This window comes from Enterococcus mediterraneensis, assembly GCF_900604485.1.
In the GTDB taxonomy this organism is placed as follows: Bacteria; Bacillota; Bacilli; order Lactobacillales; family Enterococcaceae; genus Enterococcus_C; species Enterococcus_C mediterraneensis.
Window position 1 is genome coordinate 118,334 of the sequence record NZ_UWOP01000002.1, and the last position, 21,897, is coordinate 140,230.

The 21,897-nt window shown below is 40.3% G+C and carries 25 protein-coding genes and 1 pseudogene; 4 read left to right on the top strand and 22 right to left on the bottom strand.

The window, feature by feature from the left end:
• Positions 1 to 2: 2 nt before the first annotated feature.
• From citE to EFB00_RS12505, 7 genes are all read right to left on the bottom strand, one after another.
• Complete coding sequence (citE, locus tag EFB00_RS12475; protein WP_122647212.1) at positions 3 to 890, bottom strand: citrate (pro-3S)-lyase subunit beta; 888 nt, start codon at positions 888 to 890, stop codon at positions 3 to 5.
• Entirely contained in the window at positions 878 to 1,186 is a 309-nt protein-coding gene (gene citD / locus EFB00_RS12480) for a citrate lyase acyl carrier protein (protein WP_122647339.1), read from the bottom strand. The genes citE and citD overlap by 13 nt, the downstream gene beginning before the upstream one ends.
• A 14-nt stretch (positions 1,187 to 1,200) precedes the next feature.
• Positions 1,201 to 2,196 carry a [citrate (pro-3S)-lyase] ligase gene (citC, locus tag EFB00_RS12485; RefSeq protein ID WP_122647213.1) on the bottom strand — a complete coding sequence of 332 codons (996 nt, stop codon included), beginning with the start codon at positions 2,194 to 2,196 and terminating at the stop codon, positions 1,201 to 1,203.
• A 14-nt stretch (positions 2,197 to 2,210) separates the two neighbouring features.
• Entirely contained in the window at positions 2,211 to 2,348 is a 138-nt protein-coding gene (locus EFB00_RS12490) for an OadG-related small transporter subunit (protein ID WP_122647214.1), read from the bottom strand.
• Between the two features lie 12 nt (positions 2,349 to 2,360).
• Positions 2,361 to 3,482, bottom strand: a complete 1,122-nt coding sequence (locus tag EFB00_RS12495; RefSeq protein WP_122647215.1) for a sodium ion-translocating decarboxylase subunit beta — start codon at positions 3,480 to 3,482, stop codon at positions 2,361 to 2,363.
• Positions 3,483 to 3,553: 71 nt separating this feature from the next.
• Positions 3,554 to 3,952 carry an acetyl-CoA carboxylase biotin carboxyl carrier protein subunit gene (locus EFB00_RS12500; protein ID WP_122647216.1) on the bottom strand — a complete coding sequence of 133 codons (399 nt, stop codon included), beginning with the start codon at positions 3,950 to 3,952 and terminating at the stop codon, positions 3,554 to 3,556.
• Positions 3,953 to 3,966: 14 nt separating this feature from the next.
• The gene (locus EFB00_RS12505; protein WP_122647217.1) at positions 3,967 to 4,302 is read right to left on the bottom strand and encodes a hypothetical protein; all 336 of its coding nucleotides are present in this window, start codon (positions 4,300 to 4,302) and stop codon (positions 3,967 to 3,969) included.
• Positions 4,303 to 4,694: 392 nt separating this feature from the next.
• On the opposite strand from EFB00_RS12505, the gene EFB00_RS12510 reads away from it, so the two are divergent.
• The 3 genes from EFB00_RS12510 (at position 4,695) to citG (ending at position 7,764) form a co-directional block, all read left to right on the top strand.
• On the top strand, positions 4,695 to 6,041 hold the full coding sequence (locus tag EFB00_RS12510) for a CitMHS family transporter (RefSeq protein ID WP_122647218.1): 1,347 nt from the start codon (positions 4,695 to 4,697) through the stop codon (positions 6,039 to 6,041).
• Positions 6,042 to 6,182: 141 nt separating this feature from the next.
• Positions 6,183 to 6,878: a GntR family transcriptional regulator gene (locus EFB00_RS12515; RefSeq protein WP_122647219.1), complete on the top strand. Its 696-nt coding sequence runs from the start codon at positions 6,183 to 6,185 to the stop codon at positions 6,876 to 6,878.
• Positions 6,871 to 7,764 (top strand): triphosphoribosyl-dephospho-CoA synthase CitG, encoded by an 894-nt coding sequence (gene citG, locus EFB00_RS12520; protein WP_241153462.1) that lies wholly within the window; start codon positions 6,871 to 6,873, stop codon positions 7,762 to 7,764. Before EFB00_RS12515 ends, citG begins: the two co-directional genes overlap by 8 nt.
• Here the strand turns inward: citG and EFB00_RS12525 are convergent.
• Positions 7,742 to 8,455, bottom strand: a complete 714-nt coding sequence (locus EFB00_RS12525; RefSeq protein ID WP_122647221.1) for a response regulator transcription factor — start codon at positions 8,453 to 8,455, stop codon at positions 7,742 to 7,744. The two genes, citG and EFB00_RS12525, sit on opposite strands and share 23 nt — an antisense overlap.
• A gap of 40 nt (positions 8,456 to 8,495) precedes the next feature.
• Between EFB00_RS12525 and EFB00_RS12530 the strand changes: the two genes are divergently transcribed.
• Positions 8,496 to 10,310, top strand: a complete 1,815-nt coding sequence (locus tag EFB00_RS12530) for a sensor histidine kinase (RefSeq protein ID WP_122647222.1) — start codon at positions 8,496 to 8,498, stop codon at positions 10,308 to 10,310.
• Positions 10,311 to 10,381: 71 nt separating this feature from the next.
• Here EFB00_RS12530 and EFB00_RS12535 read toward each other — a convergent pair whose 3' ends face one another.
• The 14 genes and pseudogenes from EFB00_RS12535 to EFB00_RS12600 all read right to left on the bottom strand — a co-directional run bounded on the left by EFB00_RS12535 (position 10,382) and on the right by EFB00_RS12600 (position 21,868).
• Positions 10,382 to 10,795, bottom strand: a complete 414-nt coding sequence (locus EFB00_RS12535; protein WP_122647223.1) for a phosphate-starvation-inducible PsiE family protein — start codon at positions 10,793 to 10,795, stop codon at positions 10,382 to 10,384.
• Positions 10,796 to 10,982: 187 nt separating this feature from the next.
• Positions 10,983 to 11,453: a hypothetical protein gene (locus tag EFB00_RS12540; protein ID WP_122647224.1), complete on the bottom strand. Its 471-nt coding sequence runs from the start codon at positions 11,451 to 11,453 to the stop codon at positions 10,983 to 10,985.
• Positions 11,454 to 11,529: 76 nt separating this feature from the next.
• On the bottom strand, positions 11,530 to 11,865 hold the full coding sequence (locus EFB00_RS12545) for a PadR family transcriptional regulator (RefSeq protein WP_164709490.1): 336 nt from the start codon (positions 11,863 to 11,865) through the stop codon (positions 11,530 to 11,532).
• A 173-nt stretch (positions 11,866 to 12,038) separates the two neighbouring features.
• Positions 12,039 to 12,518 (bottom strand): glutathione peroxidase, encoded by a 480-nt coding sequence (locus EFB00_RS12550; RefSeq protein WP_122647226.1) that lies wholly within the window; start codon positions 12,516 to 12,518, stop codon positions 12,039 to 12,041.
• 182 nt (positions 12,519 to 12,700) lie between these two features.
• Positions 12,701 to 13,777, bottom strand: coding sequence for an RNA-guided endonuclease InsQ/TnpB family protein (locus EFB00_RS12555; RefSeq protein WP_122647227.1), 1,077 nt, complete (start codon positions 13,775 to 13,777; stop codon positions 12,701 to 12,703).
• Positions 13,778 to 13,782: 5 nt separating this feature from the next.
• Positions 13,783 to 14,177 (bottom strand): annotated as a pseudogene (gene tnpA, locus EFB00_RS12560) (IS200/IS605 family transposase).
• A gap of 318 nt (positions 14,178 to 14,495) precedes the next feature.
• Positions 14,496 to 14,822 (bottom strand): hypothetical protein, encoded by a 327-nt coding sequence (locus EFB00_RS12565; protein ID WP_122647228.1) that lies wholly within the window; start codon positions 14,820 to 14,822, stop codon positions 14,496 to 14,498.
• 245 nt (positions 14,823 to 15,067) lie between these two features.
• A complete protein-coding gene (locus tag EFB00_RS12570; RefSeq protein WP_164709491.1) occupies positions 15,068 to 16,366 on the bottom strand; it encodes an MFS transporter in 1,299 nt (432 codons plus the stop codon).
• A 54-nt stretch (positions 16,367 to 16,420) separates the two neighbouring features.
• A complete protein-coding gene (locus EFB00_RS12575; RefSeq protein ID WP_122647230.1) occupies positions 16,421 to 16,831 on the bottom strand; it encodes an HIT family protein in 411 nt (136 codons plus the stop codon).
• Between the two features lie 120 nt (positions 16,832 to 16,951).
• A complete protein-coding gene (locus tag EFB00_RS12580) occupies positions 16,952 to 17,371 on the bottom strand; it encodes an HIT family protein (RefSeq protein WP_122647231.1) in 420 nt (139 codons plus the stop codon).
• A gap of 45 nt (positions 17,372 to 17,416) precedes the next feature.
• On the bottom strand, positions 17,417 to 18,352 hold the full coding sequence (locus EFB00_RS12585; RefSeq protein ID WP_122647232.1) for an ATP-binding cassette domain-containing protein: 936 nt from the start codon (positions 18,350 to 18,352) through the stop codon (positions 17,417 to 17,419).
• Entirely contained in the window at positions 18,342 to 19,433 is a 1,092-nt protein-coding gene (locus tag EFB00_RS12590) for an ABC transporter ATP-binding protein (protein WP_122647233.1), read from the bottom strand. The genes EFB00_RS12585 and EFB00_RS12590 overlap by 11 nt, the downstream gene beginning before the upstream one ends.
• 10 nt (positions 19,434 to 19,443) lie before the next feature.
• Positions 19,444 to 20,379: an oligopeptide ABC transporter permease OppC gene (gene oppC, locus EFB00_RS12595; protein ID WP_122647234.1), complete on the bottom strand. Its 936-nt coding sequence runs from the start codon at positions 20,377 to 20,379 to the stop codon at positions 19,444 to 19,446.
• Position 20,380: 1 nt separating this feature from the next.
• Positions 20,381 to 21,868, bottom strand: a complete 1,488-nt coding sequence (locus EFB00_RS12600) for an ABC transporter permease (RefSeq protein ID WP_122647235.1) — start codon at positions 21,866 to 21,868, stop codon at positions 20,381 to 20,383.
• Positions 21,869 to 21,897 lie beyond the last annotated feature (29 nt).

Here is a 21,897-nt window from a genome sequence, read left to right on the forward strand (position 1 = left end):
GACTAAATATCCTCCTCAGTGATCAATTTCGCTGCTTTTGCCAAAGCAATCACACGTTCTGCTCGTTCAACGATCGGTTTGTCGATCATCTTGCCGTTTAAAGCAATCACACCGGAACCTTTTGCTTCCGCTTCACGAATCGCCCAAATGACTTCCTTGGCGTTTTGGATCTCCCGCTCATTAGGGGCATAGATCTCATTGACGAGTGGAATCTGACGAGGATTGATAACAGACTTGCCATCGAAACCAAGTTGTTTGATACGCATCACTTCTTCTTTGAAGCCTTCTGTGTTATCGACGTCGGAGTACACCGTGTCGATCGCCGCGATACCGGCAGCCCGCGCCGCGTGTAAGATCATGCTGCGGGCAAAGAATAATTCCTGTCCATCAGGATAGCGTTTTGTTTTCATGTTGGTGACATAATCTTCTGCCCCCAACGCGATACCGATCAAGCGGTCTGATGCTTTGGCAATCTCAGGCGCATTTAAAACACCCGCTGCTGATTCAATGGCCGCCATCATCTTAGTGGTTCCCACTGTGATGCCATTTTCTTCTTCTACTTTAGTGATTACTTGATCGACATCCACGATATCTTGCGCGGTCTCTGTTTTAGGCAAACGGATAACATTCACACCTGCCAAAACCATCGCTTCGATATCGATTGCTCCGACTGTATCTAACCCATTGATCCGAACAACTGTTTCGACACTGCTGTAATCAAATGTCCGTAACGCGAAGTGTACCAGCATCCGTGCGGAATCTTTTTCTTTTAATGAGACAGCATCTTCCAGATCAAACATGATCGAGTCTGCGCCATAAAGCGGTGCGTCGCGCAGCATCGCTGCATTGGCACCGGGAACAAACATCATCGTTCTTCTTAAGCGTTCCATGAATCTATCTCCTTCCAATCATAGGTCTCTTTTTCAGCCCCGCGATGTGCGGCTGTAATCGTCCGAGCTTGGATGGTACAGTCTAACGCGCCTTTATCGATAGCTGTGATCTTAGCGGCTGTTACGCCTAAATTTTTAAGTGTTTCTTCGATCACTTTGCGGATTTGCTGACCGAATTGTTTTTCCACGCTGCTTTCTAGATCAATGGAAATCTCATCGACTTCATTTGCATCGATGGTGATCATGATGTCACTGGATTCAACGGTCCCAGCGACTGCATTTTTAACTATTTTCACGATGTTGCTCACCCCTATATCTTTTTATGCGCTTTTAAATAATCATAAGTTGTTTCTGGCAAAAATGCCGCCAGCAGCTGTTCATCTTTGTTTTTGATCGCTTCACGTACTTTTGTCGCACTAATGACTTGTTGACGGATCTCTTTTCTAGGTAAAACTACCAGTTGGATCTCGTGGCCGAAAACTTCCGCCATGCTTTGGTTGTAGATCTCCGTCACTTTAGAAAAAGGTTCTTCCCCGACATAGCGTTTGGTAATGTTCAGTACCGGCGCGATTTTTTCTTTAAACAATGCCGCGTCAAAACGTGCTTGGACCTTGGCTAGGTCAGCTTCCGCACGATCCTTCAAAAAATACGATGGGAATGTCGCCGAAGAGACCAGATAATCATTTGTCGGTACAACGGTAACATTGTCCAGATGAGCCACCCCTAGCTTCACCAGCTCCAACCGTTCTTTTGTAGTAAACTCGGAACGATCTTCGGATACGACAAAGACATATACTTGCCGATTGGCTTTTGCGGCGGTCTCCACCAGGTATTGATGCCCCTTCGTGAAAGGATTGGCGTTCATGACGATCCCGGCTGACTGTTCGTTTTTCCGTACTTCTGTCAGTTGTTGGAGGTACATTGAAAAATCCGGTGTTCCTTGTTCCATGAAAAGGATCTGTTCACTGTTGATGATTTTTCGAAAACCCAACGAATGAAAGATCGCTTCGTTTTGCGGTTTTGTATAAAGGAAGATATGGGTATTCCCTTCTTCTCTCATACGTTCCATCAGATGCATCACAATTTGGGTCAATAGATTCTCAGATTGAAAATCTTTGCAGACTGCGACACATTTAATGATGTTGCGGTCAAAAGAACCGATCGCCGCCAATCGTTCACCAGCGTATATCCCAACAGTATATTCCACTTGTTCTTTTGGACTCAGACCGGCTTTTGTCATCAATTCGGACCAACGCTCATAGGCTTTTTTATCCCGATCCAGCCATAATCTTTTTAAGACGAACATGCTTGCATCCCTTCCTATTTCTTAGTGGCAGGAAAGACTTTCAATAACGCCTGAGAAACCAAATACAAAATAAACAATACTAAGAAGACGCCGCCCATTCCGAAAAGCATCAATTCCAATGCTGTCCAAATATCTGCCATATCAAAACTCATTTTCTCTCCTCCTTAACTAAAGAATGCCAGTAATAATCCGCCGGCGATAACCGAAGCGATTTGTCCTGAAACATTCGCACCGACAGCATACATCAATACAAAATTTTGCGGATCTTCATCTGTAGCCATTTTTTGGATCACGCGGCTGGACATTGGAAATGCTGAGATCCCAGCGGCACCGATCATTGGATTGATCTTTTCTTTACGGAACAAGTTCAATAATTTTGCGAACAAGACACCGCCGATAGAATCCATAACAAATGCCACCAAACCAAAAGCGATGATCATCAATGTTTGGATATTCAAGAATTGATCAGCCTGCATTTTGAATGAGATCGTCAAACCTAACAGGATGCTGACGATATTGACCAGTTCATTTTGCGCGGTAAGAGAAAGACGTTCCAATACGCCGCATTCTCGCAATAAGTTACCGAACATCAAGAATCCAACTAACGGAAGTGAGATCGGTGCGATGAAGCCTGCTACGATCGTAATAATGATCGGGAATAGAATTTTTGTCATTTTCGACACATTTTCTGCTTTGTAATGCATCCGTATTTGACGTTCTTTTTTCGTTGTAACAGCTTTGATGGCAACTGGTTGGATGATTGGAACTAACGCCATGTAAGAATAAGCTGCCACCGTGATCGGTCCTAATAGATTTTCTGCCAATGTATTAGCAACAAAAATCGAAGTTGGTCCGTCAGCGGCGCCGATGATCCCGATAGAAGCAGCTTCCCGAATATCAAATCCAAATAAAACTGCAACAATGATCGTAAAGAAAATCCCGAACTGCGCTGCCGCTCCGAAAAGCAACATGAATGGATTTTGTAGTAATGGCCCAAAATCGATCATTGCGCCGATTCCGATAAAGATCAGTAATGGAAACAGCTCGGTGCCGATCCCTGCTTTGAAAAGAATATCAAAGACTCCTTCTTGCTCGACACCGCCTACAGTTTGTGTCAAAACGCCGGTGCCTGGAAAATTGACTAATAACGTGCCCAGCCCCATCGGCACAAGCAATGTCGGTTCATATTCTTTTTTGATCCCTAAATACATCAACAACGCCCCAATGAGCATCATAATAATCTGCCCACCAGTAATTGATGTGATCCCTTGTATAAGTGTTTCCACAATTTCACTTCCTTCTAATTTGTTCCATTCCGCTTAATTGAATGTTGGAGAAAAATTTCCCTTAAAAATTTTTAATCGATCGTGATCAATGCATCGCCAGCATTGACGATCTGTCCTTGTGTCACATGGATACCAGAAACTGTTCCTGCTTTTCCAGCAACTACTTCATTTTCCATTTTCATAGCTTCTAAGATCATCAGTGGTTGATTTTCTTGTACCTGATCTCCTACATTAACTAATAAACGCAAGATCGTACCTGGCATCGGCGCAGTCATGGCATCACTGCCGGCAGCTGCTGTTGGCGCGCTTGCCGCTGGAGCTGGTGCTTCTTGAACAACTGGTTCAGGTGCAGGTTGCGCAGCAGGTGCAGATTGCTGAACCGGTGCAGCCGGTTGTGGGACACCCCCGATTTCTTCCATTTCTACTAAATATTCTTTACCATCAATTGAGATTTTAAATTTGCGTAACATATTACTCCTCCAATCTATTTTTTCCTTGCTATTTTTCTAACGATCAATCGGCTGTCATCCTGCATCTCAGCGGCTAAACTTGCGGCGATGATCGCCACAGTCCGGGCTTCTGGATTACGCTGCAGAATTTTTTTCACTACAAACTGCCTTTCCGGGTGATCTCCTGCTGCGATCGCTGTCGCGATCACACTGACTAATTCGTAGTCCTTTTGATCTGCTTCAATAAATTCCGGTATCGGCTCCCATTGTTCTTCTTTAGAAATGTCGTTTTTAGAACTGTCATTTTTGACTAAGGGAGGTCGTTCCTCCGTCTCTTGTTCTTTTGTGAACAATCTCTTAAACAATCGCATATCCCCACTCCCTTCTAGTAATCTTTTGTCATGTTTATTATATTCGTTATACATTTGTGTACTAGCTGACAGATCAATAAAAATTGTTCTTTTTCTGTTCCAATTAAGCGTTTTTTCTAAGAAAGCCTATCATATCAAGGTTATGCTGGGCGTTAAGAAAATATTAATAAATTTTTAAGTACCTGATAAGAATGTTGGATAAAAATTGTTTTTTTTCTGTTTTTTTATTCGATTCTTCTTTTAACTTTTTTTATTTTTGATTATTCTTTGGTCAACAAGCGGAATCAAATTATTAAAAAGCTTAGATTGTGAAATTATTAATAATATCCTTTCGTTTTTTTATTGATGACGCTTGACAACGCTTACAAAAAGTGAGGAAGGAAGAAGTAAAAATGTTATTAACCGTATTGTCCTATGCTATGATCATCGTCTTCATGTTCGTGATCATGCGGAAAAAAATGTCCCCGTTCACTTCATTAGTCGTGATCCCATTGATCTTTACGATCATCGCTTTGTTGACGGGTGTTTCAAACAAAGGTAATCTCGGTGATTTCGTATTAGAAGGGATCAAAACGACTTCTAATACAGGGATCATGCTCCTGTTTGCTATTTTGTACTTTTCTATCATGTTGGATGCTGGTTTATTCGATCCGATCACCAAAAAAATGATCTTGTTTGCGAAAGGTGATCCGATGAAAGTATTGATGGCAACAGCAGTCGTTGCCGCTGCTGTTTCTCTAAATGGGGATGGAACCACCACCACATTGATCTGTTGTTCAGCATTTATTCCGATCTATAAAAAATTGGATATGAAAATGATGAATCTCGGTGTATTGATCATCTTGCAAAACACGATCATGAACCTATTGCCTTGGGGCGGACCAACTGCACGGGCAATGGCTGTGTTGAATGTGGATGCAGACATCTTGACCTATCTAGCACCAGGGATGATCCTTTCCATTCTTTATGTCATCTTTTTCGTTGCTCGACGCATGGGTAAACAAGAACGTGCCCGCTTAGGTATCACTGAACTGACAGCTGCTGAAATCGAGGAAATGACCACGGTTACAGATCCAGAGACATTAGAGATCCGTCGTCCTAAAAACTTCATTTTCAACGCTGTATTGACGATCGGATTGATTGCTTGGCTAGTAGGTGGATCATTTATCTCAGCAATTGAAATGCCGCCGCTCTTCTTATTCTTGATCGGTACTTGTATCGCATTGATGGTCAACTACCCAGTATTAAAAGATCAGTCCGCACGTATCGGTGCAAACGGCGGCGACGCTGTTCAAGTAGTTATCTTGGTATTTGCCGCAGGTGTTTTCATGGGACTATTCCAAGGCTCTGGAATGGCAGAAGCCTTGGCAAACAGCTTTACCCAAATCATCCCTAAACAGCTGGCTGGTTTCTGGGGATTAGTCATCGCATTGATCTCAGCGCCAGGTACTTTCTTTATTTCCAACGACGGCTTCTACTTTGGCGTCTTGCCAGTCCTAGCCGAAGCCGGTCAAGCATACGGCTTCACAAATATGGAAATGGCTTTAGCTTCTTTAATGGGGCAAGCGTTCCACTTATTGAGCCCATTAGTCGCATTCATCTACTTGCTGTTGCGTTTGACAGGTTTGGATATGGGACAATGGCAAAAAGAAGCCGCTAAATACGCTCTTGGTATCTTTATCATTTTTGTTGTTACGATCGTTCTTTTGGGACATATGCCATTATACATCCCACAATAAATCCAGCATCATCAGACCGAGGCGCTCACTACGCCTCGGTTTTAGTTTAACAAACAAAATGAGAAAGACGCAAATTATCGCTGGAATATTCTTGTTTCATCAATTATTATGAAGAAAATCATTCCAAAAAAGGAGACAGTTATGAGCCCCATCATTGCAGCGGTCAATAAAAATCTGGATCTATCACAAAATAAACCATTGAAACACTTAGTTTATGAAGCATTCCGTAAAACCATCATTCTAGGAGATATTCCTGCTGGTGAACGGATCAATGAAAAAGAGTTTTCCGAAACATTGAATATCAGTCGTACCCCTATCCGCTTTGCTTTACAAAAATTAGCGGCAGAACAATTAGTAGAACATATCCCTAAGATCGGTGTGATCGTCAGAGGAATCAGCATCAAAGACGCCTATGAAATTTATGATATAAGAAAATCACTGGATACGTTGGCAACGATCCGAGCAATGGAAAAAATGAACGAGCAAGACTTTGAAGAATTAAAAGCCCTTTTAGAACAAGGGGAAGCTTTTAATCGTGAGGATAAAGTTGATGAACTGCTTACGAACTTTTCTGATTTCAATTCATTTATCTATCAAAAAAGCCAGATGCTGCGTTTGAAAGAAATCGTGACAGAACTGCAAGCCTATCTGGTCTATTTTCGCGATATCGCGATCCGGGCATCTGAGCGCCGTTCAAAAGCGTTGGAAGAGCATTGGCTGATCTATCGCGGCATGAAAACAAATGATATCGAGCAGATCACGCTGATCACCCATGAACACTTGGACCGCTCACTGCAATTCATCATCAAAGAAATGGAGCGTCATCAAATTGAGTAACCCCTTTTCAAAGCAAATAGCCGATTATGCGGAAAAAGCCCTTTTCTACGAGGTTTTTTTGACGCCAAAACCGGGACTGGTAGACCGGCAAACCAACGGCGCCCATCAAGATATGGATTATCAGACGTTTATAGCAAGTATCCAAGGTTTGTCGCCGTTTTTTGTGGAATATTTTGAAGCCGGCTATACCCATCAAGGCGATTTGGAAACATTGTTTGACAAGCTGCGGCAACTGGGGATCTTTGCGGAAAAAGCGATGCTGACTGCTACAAACGGCGTCAATACCCACAAAGGCGCTAATTTTTCATTAGCGGTTTTATTGGGGGCAACAGGGTTTTATCTTCAGTCCTGTCAGCAATTGCCCTTCTCAGAAAAAGATACCGCGGAAGTCCTGAAAATCAGCGCGTCAATGACACAAAATCTGATCCAAAAAGATTTTAGCGATCTGCATCTAAAAACGACACTTTCCTACGGTGAAAGATTGTATTTGGAAAACGGGATCACCGGTATCCGCGGGGAAGCTGCAAAAGGATATCCAGCGCTGGCTGATTTCGTACTGCCCTTTTTACGAACAGCACAGCCTGAAGATCCTCAAGTTATCTTGTTGCGGGTACTGGTCCTTTTGATGAGCGAGATCGAAGACAATAATCTTTTGCATCGCGGCGGTTTTTCTGCTTGGCAGTTAGTAAAAGACGAAATGAAAAAAATCCATCAAGCCAATCTTCCTAGTGAAAAATTGGTTGATGAATTAATAAAGTATGATGCTGTCTTGATCCAGCGTAATTTAAGTCCGGGCGGTGCCGCGGATCTGCTGTCTTTAAGTATTTATTTTGCTTTATTGGAAGGCATCCTTCCTGATCCTGCTATTCCTCTCCCGTCGGTATGAAGGTATAGCCGATCCCCCAGATCGTCCGCAGGTAGCGGGCATTTTTAGGATCGTCTTCGATTTTATTGCGCAGATGATTGATAAAGACCATGATCGTGTTGTTGTCTAGTTCACCGTCTTCCCAGACACTTTGATAAATCTGTTCTTTTGAAAAAACCTGATTAGGATGCTCCAAAAAGAACTGCATCAGTTGTGTTTCTTTTGAAGAAAGCTTGATCAGCTGATCCTTTTTGAAAAATTGATACCGTGTTTTATCAAATCGAAAATCCCCTATTCGTAATTCATCACTTGGTGCGGAGTAGCTTTGCTTTTTGATGACTTGGCCGCGATTGAGCATGGCTACGATTTGCGCCTTCAGCAGTTTAGGGGAGAAAGGTTTTGTGATATATTGATCCGCTCCGACTTCCAGTCCTGTGATCATGTCATCTTCGCTATTTTTCCCGCTGAGAAACATGATGGGCACTAACGGATCTTTTTCGCGGATCAATTGTGCAAGGTGATACCCATCATTTTCATATTCCAATGTAATATCTAAAAGATACAGATCAAAAGTAACCCGCGACATGATATCGATGGTCTTTTCGATAGAATCGCTTTGATAAATCAAGATCCCAGTAGACTGCAAAGTCTTCCAGATCAAGCGGCGGATCGCCGGATCATCATCGACGATCAAAATTTTATTACTATGCATTTTAACTTCTCCCTCTTTTGGATTTTTGAAAGGATCTGCTATGCAAAACAAACCTTCAAGCAAATGGCTGCATCTCAGTTTGATCGGTGTAGCTCTCTTAACGATCGTAGGGATCGTTTTAACTGTCATCAGCTATAATAGCACACGAGATCACGCTTTAAAAATGGGTAAAAATCAATTAGTCAAAATCAATGACTATGCTACCAAGATCTTGTCCTTGTCTATCAAGAATTACTCAGATATTTTAGAAAATTATACCACTGACTTTTTTAAAGAGTCCGCTGGAGACAAATTATTAGAAGAAAACAAATTAAATCACGAATTTCGCCGCGCAAATAAAGCGCTGGAGGCTGTATACTTTATTGACAGCAACGGAAAATTACTGGAAGGCTACCGTTTCACAAATGATACTTTGCAAAAAACCGACAAAATATCCGCCGCTGTCCTCAAAGATCCTTATTATACACAAGCACTGCAGGGTACAGTCGAAGGCAACGGCGCTGAATATTTTACTGAACATGCGTCCTATATCAATCTTTATCAAAAAGTAGTCGATACTGCCGGAAAAATGCAAGGAACTTTAGTAGTTCCTCTAAATCTTGAACAGCTGTACGAAAATGAGATCTTGACTACCGATAATGACTATTACGGATATACGATGATCAAAAACCAAGAATTCCAAGTGATCGCTCACCCTGACAAAAAACAAATCGGCTGGGACATCATTGGGGATCGTAAGAAAAGATATCCCGATTTGGATTTCTCAGATTTAGAACGTCTGCAAAAAGTCCAAGCAAGTAAATCTCATGGCACGCTGACCTATTACTCTTACTGGTGGACGGATAAAACGCCGACGAGGACACTAAAAATGAGCGCTTTTCAACGTTTGAAAATCGGTAAAGCCCATTGGATCATTGCCAGCAGCGCTGACTTCAAAGAAAGAAACGGACTGGTTCTGCAAGAAATCTTAATCCTTATCGGCTTGTTTTCACTGCTTTTAGCGCTGACACTTTTAATCATTTTAAGTCTTCGGAGTTACTATCGACGAAATCAGATCTATGTTGAAAATATCCGTCTCAAAGAAACCCAAGCACTGCAACTGCAGCAATATAAATTGGAAAAAAGTTTCTTGCAGGCTTCCAAATTGGAAACGATCGGTTTATTGACTACTTCTATCGTCCATGATATGAACAACTTCTTGACGCCTCTGTTGGGAAATCTCCAGCTTTTGTTGGACGAACATCAAGAAGATGAAGTACTGCATGGAGATCTGCAAGAAGTCTATCAAGCTGCTCAAAAAGGGCAACGTTTGGCCAACAACGTGCTGCGCTTTTCTAAAAACACTGCCACTTCCCGATCAAAGCATAATTTGAAAGCTGTGGTTGATGAAGCCGTCCAAACAATGCGTTTCCTTATTCCCAAATCAGTAGAGATTCAGTTGAAAACGAAACATGTTGGGAAAAGTATGTTCGAAAAAGATGATTTGCAAGTACTGCTTTATAATCTGATCACTAATGCTTATCAAGCGGCGGGAAACGATGCCCAGATAAAAATCCATTTGAACAAGCCCACAGATCTCCAAAAGAAATACTTTGAAGGTCGTTCAGCAAAATATAAAACAAAAGATTTTGCGATTTTACAAATCAAAGACAATGGACCTGGTATTCCGAAAGAAATTCAGCAGGAGATCTTCACACCTTTTTATACGACAAAATCGGCAGATGGCGGGACTGGCTTAGGTTTGTTCATCGTTTCCTCCATCATCAAAAAACATGACTGGCTGTTGACACTGGAAAGTTCTGAGACAGGGACTGCTTTTATCATCGCGATCCCTACCTCTTCTAAAGTCCAGTAGAATACCTTTCGAAACAAATCCCAGCGGTAACGTTATCTTTTACGTTGCCGTTGGGATCTTTGCTTCCAAATTTATTTTGATTTTTTCGTATGGAAGGCTTTGATTTTTTCTAAAAGCAGAAGGACTAAAACCAAAACAAGAATCGCTCCGGATAAAAACAGGGTTTCCAATCCGCTACCATGAGCCAACAGCAACTCTCTAAGGATTGCTGTGATACTGATCAAAATCAAATACCTCACTGGAATATGGTGACCTTCTTTGACATATCTCAACAGCATCAAGATGATTTCCAACAAAATAAACAATGTCGCGATTTCTTCGATCAAAACAGATAACGAGCTGAAGGAATGCAGTGGAATCATTTGGCTGAAGATCGTATAAACTGCTTCCCCCATAGTAATCAATACGATGATGATCAAAACTGCTAACAAAACATCGACACTCAAGCTGATCGTTTTTTCAAACCTGTCAAATTTCCCTCCCATACGCTTCTCCCCCTATGTCATAATAAAGCTATTATAGTAAACGATTTATTAAGTTGTATCAAAAAGAACAGGGAAAGAACAAAAATTATGCTTGTTTTCTATTGATCAAGAGAATAAGCAGGTCTTGTTAAAGTTTTTTAAAGATGTTTTGCCTATTTAGCTGGTTACCTCTTTCTATAAAAAAGTATTACTTACCACGACTTTTTGAAATACCTGCATGACTGGCCAGCCCTAAACCGACACCTAATAACATCCCCAGACCGATCATGATCCATAAAACGATTCCCCAGATTGTACCGTCATAATAGATTTGTCCAAAAATACCGATGATCGCACCCAAAACGATTCCAAGAATGATCCGACTGCCATAGGCCAATCCAATGGCTTCTTCCGTTGCCGGATCGATACTTTCATAATAAGCGATTCGTTCCAGCTCTTTTTCTTCTTCTGGTCTTGTTCGCTTGACATAGAAAACACTTTTAGCTTTTTCCAGCGCGTCTGCCTCAGATAAATGCTCCTCAGCAACTAATTGGTTCATATAATCTCGCATATAACTCGTCAACTCTTCGACGTCCTCTTCCCGATTTGTCGAAAAGTTCTTTTTCGTCTTTTCTTGTAATTCTCTGGCCTTCAATTCTAAACGTTCAAAATAACTCAATTCATTTTTATCAAGTGTATTTTTGATTGTTCTTTAGCGAATTTAGTGATCGCTTCTTCTGTTTTTGGTGTAAATGTCATTTTTCTTCGATCCCTTCGTAATAAGTATCCATCAATTTTTTGATAAAGTTCCATTCTTGTTTTTTATGTTTGACAAAGGCGAGACCTTTATCTGTTAAATGATAGTATTTTCTTCTGGCGGCCTGCCCTTCTTGCCAATAACTTGTGACATAGCCGTTTTTTTCTAATCGTTTGAAGGAGACATATAATGTGCCCTCTTTTAATTCGAAGGCCTCATCGCTCAATCGTTTGGCTTCTTTCGCGATTTCATAACCGTAACTGTCTTCTCTCGCTAAGATACTCAAAATGATTGGATCGATATAACCTCTCAAAATTTCCTTATCCAGTTCCACAGAATAACCTCCTCTATCTATATACATCGCTTTACAAAGTAAGATAAAACGATGTATGTAATTTGTCAATCTGTTTGAACCAAAAAATTGAGGTATTATTCCAATTTATCTATTTTAATGCAAGAAAAAGCTCTCTAAACAGTCAAAAACCTGACCGCTCAGAGAGCTCGTATTTATTTTTCACTTAATAATGTTTCTATTGCATCAGTCATCTTTTGCGGATCGGTTTGAGGAGCAAAACGCTGTACTACCTGCCCATTGCGATCGATCAGGAATTTAGTGAAATTCCATTTTAAGGCTTTTCCGATCGTACCTGGTGCTTGCTCTTGCAAATAGCGAAATAACGGTAACGCGTTATCTCCGTTCACATCATTGATTTCATGCATCGGAAATGTCACGCCATAGGTCATCCGACAATTTTCTGCGGCATCCTTGCTAGAATCAAGTTCTTGCTTAAATTGATTAGAAGGAAAACCTAATACTACCAGTCCTTGTTTTTGATATGTGTCATAGATTTCTTCTAGTCCCTTGAACTGCGGAGCCAGACCGCATTTGGTCGCCGTATTAACGATCACTACCACTTTATCGCGATAACGCTCCAATGAATAAGTCTCGCCCTCTTCAGACGTGACTTGAAAATCATAAATCGTCATGTCTACCCCTCCTTGATCCTATTGTACCTTGACACTCCCACGACTTAAGTCGCAAGTCTCATTCCTACGGAATTAAGGTGGGATTCTTTGGTGCCAGACCGTACGCTGTCCATTTCTGTTTTGTACTAGCCCAAAGCTAAGGGTATGCCAATACCCCGTCCTAAACCAGAGCATATAGCTGTTTAGGCTACTCGACTTTTATCATCAAGTACAGGTGCATAAATGATATTTTTTGCACCGACAATATCTCTATGACCGATATATCCACAATCAGAACAATAATACTTTCGGTCTTTTGCATGATGTTGGTACCCACAATTCGGACATCTTTGACTGGTGTAGGCTGGATTAACATATTCAACTTTAATACCAACTAAATTTGCTTTATATTCGATAAAAGATGCTAGACGATAGAATGACCAATTACTTAAAGAATGGTTGTTTTTACGACTTTTTCTTGTCTGTTTGCGGATATTCGCCAATTTTTCTAAACGAATAATTCCGATATTATGATTAACAGCAAAATCTACGATTTCCCTGCTGATTTTATGATCTTGGTCTTTCATCCAACGCTGTTCTTTATCTTTTGATTTTTTTAAGGCGCTTAATTTCTTAGCTTTTCCTAACTCTTTTCTACGAGAATTATGATAGCGTCGAATATATTTATTCATACGTCCATTGACAGAAAATTTAACTTCGTTATCCTCTGTGCAACATACCGCAGGAATCTTAATACCTAAGTCGACACCCATTATTTTCGTCGATGTGTTTAGCTTCTCAGACATTTCAATAGCAATCTGAGCCACATAGTGAGCCCCTTTTCTAGTGATCCGTAGAGTGCCGATCTTACTAGCATTTTTTAAAAGAGAGCGCTCATATTCAGGAATATCTGCCGCAATTTCAATCTTCTTGGACTTTCCATCAATCACAAAGGGCATCTTAATTCCAGAAGGGCAAATAGTGAAATTCTGATTATTCCAAATAATAACTGGTTTCTTCAAGACAGGGATATTCTTAAAATGACTTTTCTTTGCTTTTTGAAAAACGGATTTTGCGTCGCGGATAGCTTGATTTTTAACGGCACTATTCAATGGAGCATAAACGTCTTTAGATGTTTTTTTCGTTACTTTCTCAGCCACAATCATTTCAGAAACTAATAAATTGACTGTCTCAATATAAGCCAAAGAAGACGTTTGAATTAATTCTGTTTGTGCATTTGTTGGATCAAGCTTTATTTTTACCGTCATTGCTTGAGACATGGTCGTCATCTCTTTCGTTGATTTTCTACGTATCGTTTAATTGTTTGGCTAGATACATTTCCTGCGGTAGAAACGAAATAACTGCTTGTCCAGAGGTTGGGCATAGCCTTTAACTCTGGAAATTCATCACGCAAAATTCTCGAAGTACCCCTTTCACTTTCGCCATTATGTCCGCAGGACTATACGTCGGCAGCGCATTCAAAAACAAATGACAATGGTCTGTATCTGTTTTTAAAGCAACAACCTTAAAATCATGATTATCAGCAATTTGATTAACTAACTCTTTAAACCGCAAATCAAGTTTTGAATTTAAAAATATTTTCCGTCGGTATCTAGGGCAAAAAACAAAATGATAGTTGATTAAACTTACTGTTGTCTTGGTTCTACGATATTCTTCCATGAATTCATTGTAGCATATTTCCGTATGCTAAGTTAATCAGCAGAACATATGGTTGTGTGCAACAAAAAAACGAGAAAGGATAGATTTAGGTTTTCGAGTTCTCAGTAGAGAACCCTCATACCTATTTCACTATCATCCCACGATTAAAACCGTGGGCTTTCTCGTTCAGAAGTTCTGTAAATTGAAAAATAAACCTTACAGGAGCATCGATGAGGCGCTAAATGAACAAAAAACGGAGTGGATCTCTCCACTCCATAAAAATTTCACTTTTGGGGTCACTACAAAAGACCTTGTATTTTTATTTTCATATTCTGCTTTCTAAAAAGCACGCAATACTTGATGATAATACGTAGATAAGACCGGTAAAAAGTAGATCACCAGCAAAATCGCTACGACTATCAGCAATTGTCTTCTCTGTTTTTTTCTGCGCACCATATTGACTGATGTCTGCAGAAAATAAAGAATAAATTTCAATCCTGTCAATAATGTAGAAAAAATAAGTGCTGGAGAATAGGAACTCTTAGTCAGCAATGAAACAAGCTGTTCTTCTCCTAAATAATGGTGAGTATAGGCGATGTATAAAGCATAAAGCAAAATCCCGCCGATACAGTAATTTGTCAATTTGTTTACCTTTTTGAACTTCACAACAATAACTCCTTCAAACGTTTGTAACTAAGCGTTTCAAACACACTATTTTATAACAGCAGTTTTCAAAGCCTATTGTTGATTATATCATGAATGTCAAGGGACTAAGCGTGATTGGATAACGAGTTTTCTTTAAAACCTAAGAACAGATACGCAGAATAAAATCATCTATCTTCTATATTACTTTTTTATCTGCCCTCACCAGCATAAAGCTATCAAAAGCCCACCATCATGCTGAAACACACTTATACTTCTACTGCATCTTCTGTTATCTCCTCAAGGGAGTAGATTTTCGCTTCTTTTAGATTCAACTTTTTAATATAAACCGCTGTAAGACTGACCAAAGTCAAAGCAATTCCTGTCAAAGCAAAAAGCAGAAAATCAAAAAACGCTTTATTCCCAAAATCTAAATCAAACAGAAAGCCATACAAAGCTCCACCAACCGGCATAGCGGCAGTAGCGATCGTCCCAAGAACAGTGAAAAAGCGTCCTTGGATCTTGCTTGGAATCTCTTTTTGAAGCCATACAGAAATTGGTATATTGAAAAGCGTTTGGGCAAATCCATAAACTACTAACATTAAGCTTATGACAATCGTGACCAGCCAAGAAATTCTAGGTAAGAAAATGACTGTTCCGAGTATTCCTACCATTAAAGACATAAGAAACGAAAGGCGCCAAGAAAACAGAAACGGGTGATGCGGTTGCTGCATTCTTGCGATAATAAAACCGCTGATCAACATGCCAATACTAAATGCACTTTCGGTAACCCCATACTGAAAATTAGAGATTCCCAAATCTCGAATCAGCAGCATGGGTAAACCTACTTGAAAGACACCGCTAAAAAAATTCAAACCCGTACACATCAAAATGAAAGCAAACAAAAATTTTTGCTTTCTCACATAATTGATTCCTTCTCGGAAAGTCCCTTTGTCGTTGTCCAATTTTTCTTCTTTTTTTTCGACTAACGAAAAATCCAATGTCAGTGTGATCAGTAACGTTATACACTCGGTCAGGATCTCTAACGCGATAAATAGCCAGAAAGGAAGAAAGGCATATAGCGCCGCTCCCGCAACAGAGGAAATTATCCCTGATAGACTGGAAGCACTGCTGGTATATCCCGCAAGCTTACCTAAATCGTCTTCTAAAACGAGATGGACTTTCGCGGCTTGTTGTGCGGAAGAAGTAAATTGATCACTCGCTTGGATCGCAATCTTTAATACAACGACGACCGCTAAAATGTGCTTCGGTCCGTTTAACCAGAAAATCGTAAATAGAACCATTGAAAAAATAGTAAATAATTGGCTGATGATAATAACTTTTTTTCTTGAATAACGTTCAACAACTGGTCCAACGATTGGCATCAACAGCATACTCATTATCGGCCAAACGATCAACGAAATCGCAAAACTCATTGAAGAGCCGGTTTTCTCAAGCAGCATCAGACTGAGCCCAAAAGAATAGATTGAACTGCCCAATACCCCGACCAGACTGGAAATGACTGATTTCCAAAGCTGGATTTTTGATTTTTCTTCAAGTGTTTTCATACGGATCCTTCTTTCCACTCCGCTGATCATTGAAGCAGTCAGCGGACTCCTTCTTTAGCTGGTCGATTCTAGCCTGTTACGCAAATCGATTTCATCCAGTGCATGAAAAACGATCTTTTGGTTGTCCCAAAACCCATCTTCTGCGTAACGCGGAACTAAATGAACATGAAAATGCGTATTTTCCATCATAACTTTTCCATTGTTTTGAATAACGGTGACTCCTAAGACATCTGCCAACTTTTCGATTTCTTTGATAAGCTGTTGTTCGAGAAGGATCAATTCTTGCAACAATGGAAATGGAAATTCAGCTATATTCATGAAATGTCCTTTAGAAATAATCAGTAAATGCCCCACTTGGATCGGATCAGTATCATACACTAAAAAGAAAGAATCCGTTTCTTTTATTATTTGAGATTCTTCAATTTTCGAACAAAAAATACAACCCAAACTAACACGACCTAGCATTCTCTATATTCTCCCCCGTTATCCCGTAATATACTTCATCCCATTTTTTAAATTGATTATCGTCCCCTTGTTCTTCTGATAAAAATATCCAACATCTATTTATTCCTTCCCAGTCATCAGTCAATCTTTTAATGTGTCTTCCATCTTGAGAAGCTGGTGCATATCGGTTAATTTCTGCTTCGCACCTGTAAAAAAAGGCCAGGCGTCGATATCATCATTTTTCTTTCTAGGAATAATATGAAAATGCAAATGCTTAGAAGGTGACAACATCGTTTCATCGTCCGCTTTTATTAAATTTATTCCATCGAATCCGCAATTATCGACACAATGAATTGAAAGTTCTTTGACCATAGTCATTAGATCCATCAACAGATCAAACTCGCAGTCGATCAAATTTTTCACATGTTTTTTCGGAACGATGATCATGTGTCCATCCACATCCCCGGCATCCTCTAAATAAACAAGAACTGTTTCACTTTCAGCTATTTTTCGGGCTGGGTCATTTTCTTTAATGATCTCACAAAATAAGCAACGCTCCATTCCTCCACCTCTAAACTTATAAACATCTATCCTGTTGGCGATCGTTTAATAAACAGCGGCACGATACTCTTCTAATTCTTTTTGATTTCCGAAGACAAAATGCCCCGGCTTTACTTCGCTGAAGACAGGTTTATCTTCTGAGTAATCATGCATGTTTGGATCATATACTTGCAGTTTTTTCTTCCGCGCCAAAATAGGATCCGGAATAGGGACAGCCGAAAGCAGTGCTTTCGTATAAGGATGCAAAGGATAGTTGAATAGTTCCTCTGTTTCCGCAAGTTCAAGAATGTGCCCTTGTCTGATAACAGCGATCCGATCTGAAATAAAACGAACAACAGAAAGATCATGCGCAACAAAAAGATACGTTACTTGCCGTTTTGCCTGAGCATCTTTTAACAGGTTCAATACTTGAGCACGAATGGAAACATCTAACGCAGAGATCGGTTCGTCCGCTACGACCAGTTCGGGTTCCATTACCAAAGCACGAGCGATACCGATCCGTTGGCGTTGTCCCCCGGAAAACTCATGAGGATACCGATACATATGCTCTGGCAGTAATCCGACTTCTTTAATGATCTTTTCGACTTTTTGCAGACGTTCTTCTTCTGATGAAAATAAATTGAAGTTATACAATCCTTCTGAAATGATATATTCAACGGTCGCACGCTCATTTAATGAAGCGGAAGGATCTTGAAAAATCATTTGGATTTTCCGAACAGCTTGAGCGTGTTCTTTTTTTGAAAGAGCACCATTGATCCGCATGCCTTCAAAAAAGATATCTCCCTTACTGGTTTCGTTCAATCCCACGATTGCTCGGCCGATCGTTGTTTTTCCCGAGCCTGACTCTCCAACAAGAGAGAAAGTTTCACCTTTATAGATATCAAAATTCGCGTTTTGAACAGCGACAAATCTATTTTTTCCTTCCCCAAAAGAGATTTCTAAATCTCTTACGCTTAGCACAGTTTGTTTCTCACTTGTCAAACTTATCGCTCCTATCTTCGGTATCATCGATATCCAAATGTTCTGTTAGTTCAATCATCTTTTCATGAAGATTTTTGATTTGCTCTGGTTTTTCCACTTGAGGTGCTCGAGGGTCCAGTAACCAGGTTTTCGCAAAATGTGTTTCTGATATTGGGAACATAGGCGGTTCTTCCTTAAAATCGATTGCCATAGCATATGCGCTTCTTGGAGCAAATGCGTCCCCTACGATGTCTTTATATAAAGAAGGCGGCGTACCGGGAACCGAATATAACACGTCTCCTTTTTGCGCTAATTGAGGAAGCGCCGATAAAAGACTCCAAGTATATGGATGACGAGGATCATAAAAGATTTCTTCCACTGTTCCGCTTTCGATGATCTGTCCACCATACATTACAGCTACTTTATCAGCAATCGAAGCAACAACACCTAGATCATGGGTGATAAAAATCGTTGTGAATTGGTATTCTTCCTGCAACTCTTTGATCAACTCCAAGATCTGCGCTTGAATCGTTACATCCAGAGCAGTTGTTGGTTCGTCACAAATCAAAATTTTAGGACGGCAGGCCAACGCAATGGCGATAACGATCCGTTGTCTCATCCCGCCGGAATATTGAAAAGGATACTCATTATATCGTTTTTCCGCGTTAGGTATACCGGTTTTTGTCATCAGATCGATTGCCAATTCTTTCGCTTCTTTTGGCGTTTTCTTCTGGTGTTTGACGATAACTTCTGAAATTTGCGATCCAATCGTTTTGATTGGATTCAAAGAAGTCATAGGATCTTGGAAAATCGTGGCTATTTCTTTACCACGTATCTTTTCCCAATCAGAATCTTTTTTCAACTCATTCAATGGTTGACCTTTGTAGTAGATGGTTCCATTCGTTATGAATCCATTTTGTTCCAGCATACCAGTAAACGTTTTTGTCAAAACAGATTTGCCGGAACCGGATTCGCCAACGATTGCTAATGTTTCTTTTTCTTTCAATTCTAGTGAAATATCTCGTATCGCTTTAAGCTCGCGGTGGCGAACTTTAAAACTAACGGACAAATGTTCCACGGATAAGATCGATTCATTATTCATTGTTTGCCTCCTAAAGATGGGTTCTTGGATCTGCCGCATCTGCAAGTGTTTGCCCAACAATGTATAAAGAAACTGATACCAAGGCCAACACAGCAACTGGAATCCAGAAGAGATAAGGATAGTTACTCATATTACTTGTATATTTAGAAATCAATCTACCTAAAGAAGGTACATCAGAGCTCAACCCTACTCCTAAGAACGAAAGGAATGTTTCGTAAGAAATAAATGAAGGAAGCGCACGGGAAACATCTGTTACGATAACTGAGATCAGATACGGCAAGATGTTGCGGAAGATCATGCGTAATGTAGGCGTTCCTAATGTTTTTGATGCCAAGTTATACTCTCTGTCCCGGATGATCATCACTTGGACCCGTATAAAATAGGCAACTCCCAGCCAACTGGTGACACTCATAGCAAAAATGAGATTCCAAAAACCAGATCCAAACGTATAAGATAAAACGATAACGATCAGCAATGTGGGAACATTAGAGACCACGTTATAGATTTCCAACATCACGCGGTCGATTTTTTTCGATGTCCCCCAAATAGCGCCAACCACAACGCCGATGACTGTAGTGATCAATGTCGCGATCACACTGATAGAAATGGATGTTTTGGCACCAGCCCAAACGGCATCAAACAGTGACATACCATTTGCGTCGGTCCCAAACCAATACTTGAGACTTGGCGGATTGTAGCGTTTCGAAAAGTCATTGATATCTTTTACATCCATGAACTCATAACCGCTGAACATCGGTTGTATAAAACTTATCAATAGGATAGCTATCATTAGAATCAGCATCAGGATCGCTACTTTATTTGAGAAGAATTTTCTCATGACAGAGCGCCAGTAGGAATATTTAGGCGTATCGATTTTTTCAGACGCCAATGAATTGACTTGAACAAAAGAAAAGTCGTTTTGAACATCTTTGTTTACATTTTCCACACTATTTCCCTCCTGATGACAGTTTGATTCGTGGGTCGACTAATGCCATAGCGATATCGCCGAATAAAATAGAAAAGACAGATACCGTCGTAAATACGAAGACGATCGCGATAACTAACGGATTATTGTGGGCAATGATCGCATCAGGCAGCATTTTCCCCATACCAGGAGCGGCAAACACCGTTTCTGTAATCGTCGCACCGGCGATAGCTCCAATAATGCTTCCAGGTATACCGTTTACGATAGGAATCGCAGCGTTTTTGAAGATATGCTTCCGCGCGATCTCTCTAGTACTCAGACCTTTGGCTTTGGCGAATTTAACATAATCAGAAGATTGTTGATCGATCATGTATCTTCGCAACCAGATCACGATCCCTGAAACTGACAATAGTCCTAAAATAACAGTTGGTAAGATATACGAACGGATGCTTTCTGCGCCTAAAGTTGGGAATGAATCCGGCAAATCAAACCAAGAGCTTCCAATAAATCGGAAGAAGTAAATAAAGGCTAAGCTGGGAACAGAAATCAAGACAGTGACTAAACCAATCCCGATTTTATCTGGTAATTTTCCTTTATAGCGCGCCATCAGCATCGCTGACGGAATACCAATCGCATAAGCGATCAATACCGCAACTACACCCATTCGGAAAGAAGTCCCCATCATTGAAGGATCTTCAAAATTCGAATCAGTGATCGTATAGTTATCAGAATAGAACTTTTTATCTCTGGCAGAGATGTTTGACGTTTTTTGATACTGACGTGAGTAAATATCCGCGGAAGAACGCGCAGTCATTCCGTTCTCGAATTTTGTTTCTACAGTATCCGCTTTTCCTTGACCGCCAGATACGATAGTTGTTACATCTTGACCTGCAAAAGTCGGATAGGATGTTCCTAAATTTAAATGAAAAATATTTTGGTGGATATACGGAAATTGTCCATTAAAATAAATTTGATATTTATATTTAGTCCCAGAACCTACAAGCGCCCAACCAGCAAGTTCATCTTTTTCGATCTTCAGATACCTTTTCAAATCGGGATTACTTGCATCCTTGACTCGCCATGGATGATCTACTTGGATCATATCTGCGTAAAAATTGACGACTCGCTTCAACAAAGGAACATCTTTTACTGCATAGTAATTTTTACTGATAGGAAATCGTTTGAGCGTCCATCCGTTCTGTTCAGCCCATTCTTGATATTTTTCCGCTGTCTCCGCAGAGGATAACTCGGTGTTTTTCTCCTTGGTTGATAATGCGGCATTTTTTAACTTTTTAGAATTGTAATATTCAATGTATCCCATTTTACTGAAGGCGGTGTTTTCATACTCCGCCAGTTCATCAGGCTTTGCTTTTAATTTTCCGTAATTTACATCGTTCGCAAAAATCGTTTTTCTTGGAACTAGGGAGTAAATCACAGCGTATGTTAAAGTCGTTACAAGAAAAATGCTGACTATGGAACGAATAATCCTAAATAATAGGTATCTTTTCACAATTTCCCTCTCCTTACTAATAAGTAAAA

Bases quoted from the DNA above. Each gene is read 5' to 3' on its own strand.
- citE (WP_122647212.1), bottom strand. From the start codon at position 890: ATGGAACGCTTAAGAAGAACGATGATGTTTGTTCCCGGTGCCAATGCA.
- citC (WP_122647213.1), bottom strand. From the start codon at position 2,196: ATGTTCGTCTTAAAAAGATTATGGCTGGATCGGGATAAAAAAGCCTAT.
- EFB00_RS12490 (WP_122647214.1), bottom strand. From the start codon at position 2,348: ATGAGTTTTGATATGGCAGATATTTGGACAGCATTGGAATTGATGCTT.
- EFB00_RS12500 (WP_122647216.1), bottom strand. From the start codon at position 3,952: ATGTTACGCAAATTTAAAATCTCAATTGATGGTAAAGAATATTTAGTA.
- EFB00_RS12505 (WP_122647217.1), bottom strand. From the start codon at position 4,302: ATGCGATTGTTTAAGAGATTGTTCACAAAAGAACAAGAGACGGAGGAA.
- EFB00_RS12510 (WP_122647218.1), top strand. From the start codon at position 4,695: ATGTTATTAACCGTATTGTCCTATGCTATGATCATCGTCTTCATGTTC.
- EFB00_RS12515 (WP_122647219.1), top strand. From the start codon at position 6,183: ATGAGCCCCATCATTGCAGCGGTCAATAAAAATCTGGATCTATCACAA.
- EFB00_RS12525 (WP_122647221.1), bottom strand. From the start codon at position 8,455: ATGCATAGTAATAAAATTTTGATCGTCGATGATGATCCGGCGATCCGC.
- EFB00_RS12530 (WP_122647222.1), top strand. From the start codon at position 8,496: ATGCAAAACAAACCTTCAAGCAAATGGCTGCATCTCAGTTTGATCGGT.
- EFB00_RS12535 (WP_122647223.1), bottom strand. From the start codon at position 10,795: ATGGGAGGGAAATTTGACAGGTTTGAAAAAACGATCAGCTTGAGTGTC.
- EFB00_RS12550 (WP_122647226.1), bottom strand. From the start codon at position 12,518: ATGACGATTTATGATTTTCAAGTCACGTCTGAAGAGGGCGAGACTTAT.
- EFB00_RS12555 (WP_122647227.1), bottom strand. From the start codon at position 13,777: ATGTCTCAAGCAATGACGGTAAAAATAAAGCTTGATCCAACAAATGCA.
- EFB00_RS12570 (WP_164709491.1), bottom strand. From the start codon at position 16,366: ATGAAAACACTTGAAGAAAAATCAAAAATCCAGCTTTGGAAATCAGTC.
- EFB00_RS12575 (WP_122647230.1), bottom strand. From the start codon at position 16,831: ATGCTAGGTCGTGTTAGTTTGGGTTGTATTTTTTGTTCGAAAATTGAA.
- EFB00_RS12580 (WP_122647231.1), bottom strand. From the start codon at position 17,371: ATGGAGCGTTGCTTATTTTGTGAGATCATTAAAGAAAATGACCCAGCC.
- EFB00_RS12590 (WP_122647233.1), bottom strand. From the start codon at position 19,433: ATGAATAATGAATCGATCTTATCCGTGGAACATTTGTCCGTTAGTTTT.